This window comes from Bradyrhizobium acaciae, from assembly GCF_020889785.1.
Classification (GTDB): domain Bacteria; phylum Pseudomonadota; class Alphaproteobacteria; order Rhizobiales; family Xanthobacteraceae; genus Bradyrhizobium; species Bradyrhizobium acaciae.
Genome location: NZ_JACMYK010000293.1, coordinates 1 through 1,975, shown reverse-complemented (window position 1 = coordinate 1,975; position 1,975 = coordinate 1). Strand labels below are relative to the sequence as shown.

Below are 1,975 nucleotides of genomic sequence, written 5' to 3'. Positions count from 1 at the left end.
GGTGCATGTGGCCGAGCGCCTGCATGGGGAGATCTCCTCCCGCTAGTGTTCTGAACCGGAAGTTCGCAGCATCGTCGTGTTCTGCCGGGGCACTGTATCGGCAGAAGCGTTCGATGGATGACAAGGATGTCATCGGCGGATTTGGCCCATCGGAACGGTTTGGGATCAGCGTTGTGTGAGTCGATGAACGAATTGATGTCGGCCCTGAGGGCGGCGACGCGGCGATAGACACCGCGCCTAATCTTCTTATCGGTGAAGAGCGCGAAGCAGCGCTCGACCTGATTGAGCCATGACGAACTGGTCGGGTTAGGTGGACATGCCAAAGCGGCCTTCCAGCCAGCTATCGCCGGATCAGCGGGATCTTGTGCATTGCGTAGTTATCCATGACGAGATGGACATCGAGTTCACGTGGCACGGCCGTCTCGATCTCGTCGAGGAACTTGCGGAACTCGGTGGCACGCTGCCGCCCGTAGCATTTGCCGATCACCCGTCCGGTTGCAATGTCGAGGGCGGCGAACAGCGATGTGGTGCCGTGCCTTTTGTAGTCATGGCTCCTTCGGGCCGGCTGATCGGGAGGCATCGGCAACAACATCGGCTGACTGCGGTCCAACGCCTGGATTGGGGACTTCTCATCCACACACAGAACGATGGCATGCTCCGGCGGTGAGACACAGAGGCCCATGACGTCGCGAATCTTGGCGACGAAGTCAGGATCGGTTGAAAGCTTGAAGGTCTCCAACCGGTGCGGCTGTAAGCCGAAGGCGCGCCATATCCGCTGTACCGTCGAGACCGACAGGTCGCTGGCCTTCGCCATGCCACGGGAACTCCAATGGGTGGCGTTCTCGGGGCAGTTCTCCAGCGTCCGCACGATCAGGGTGCGTATTTCGCAAAACCGGACAGTGGTTTCGCTAACTAAGGGACCGCAGTTTCGCTAAATCTCGGGCAGTTCTGCTGCGGCGGGCTTCTCGGTTGCCTGATTGAAGTCACTTGAGATCGGTTTCGCTACTTCCGGCGCTGATCAAGGAGGACGCGGCTTTTTTCTTCCGCATGCGGTTGCCTTCGAGGCGGATACGGTGCGCATTGTGGATGATCCGGTCGAGGATGTCCTGTTCGGTGGGCAACCGCCATTCATGGCAGACCGAGCGCCTGCATCCGGTCAAGGTCGGATGGGTCAGCATCACGATGGCCCTTCGCTTCATTGATAATATGCCCCGCCACGGATGTTGGCGTGGGAAGGCGTGACGGATTTCCCGACATGGCGCATCGGCTGGCTGTTCAGCTCCTCGAGCAATTCACCAATCGCGCTATCTAGAAAGTTGAAGAACCGACGGTGGCGCAGCCGCGCCAGAATCCAGCGCTCCACAATCAGCACCGCGCCTTCAACCTTGCCCCTGTCGCGCGGCTTGCGGCCGTGGGTCGGCAAAATCGTCGCGTCCTAATGCTCGGCCATGGCGGCAAAGGTTTGATTGAGCGTCGGCTCGAACCACAACGCCTTGACGACTCCGGCCTTCAGGTTGTCGCAGACGATCGCTTGGGGAAGGTCGCCGAAGTACGCCAAGGCCCAAATCTGGCTTCGATCCAATCCGACAGCCGCTGACCGAAGCTTGCCATGCTGAGGTCAGCGACGAGGCCCCGAGCACCGCGACAAAAATCTGGGCCTGACGCATATCGCCGATTTGTGGATCGATCACCTCCACCCTGTGGCCGGCATAGTCGGTCTGCATTGCCCAGCCGCATGGCGGTGGTGGAAGGTCGGATTCGCCCGACGCTGGTGGACGGCAAACTTTCTCGCAGAACCAAGCATAGCCATAACCGTCGGGACGTACGGTACTCTGCCACGGCAGTATTAGCGTCACGCCCTTGCGCTTGAGCTCCTGCGCAACGCGCGGCCACTCAGGCCCGGCTGATGGCAGGACTTGCCATCCTCACGCACACCTACGACCTCTCCGACGAGGTGGTGTGCGAGCGCTGGGTG

The 1,975-nt window shown here is 60.4% G+C and carries 1 protein-coding gene and 2 pseudogenes; all 3 read right to left on the bottom strand.

The features are described 5' to 3' along the window. Nucleotides 1-100: 100 nt before the first annotated feature. Nucleotides 101-886 (bottom strand): annotated as a pseudogene (locus H8A92_RS40325) (IS630 family transposase); the annotation flags it as partial. A 97-nt stretch (nucleotides 887-983) separates the two neighbouring features. Continuing rightward, on the bottom strand, nucleotides 984-1,178 hold the full coding sequence (locus H8A92_RS40320; RefSeq protein WP_229200785.1) for an ATP-binding protein: 195 nt from the start codon (nucleotides 1,176-1,178) through the stop codon (nucleotides 984-986). A 65-nt stretch (nucleotides 1,179-1,243) separates the two neighbouring features. Continuing rightward, nucleotides 1,244-1,898 (bottom strand): annotated as a pseudogene (locus H8A92_RS40315) (IS21 family transposase); the annotation flags it as partial. Nucleotides 1,899-1,975 lie beyond the last annotated feature (77 nt).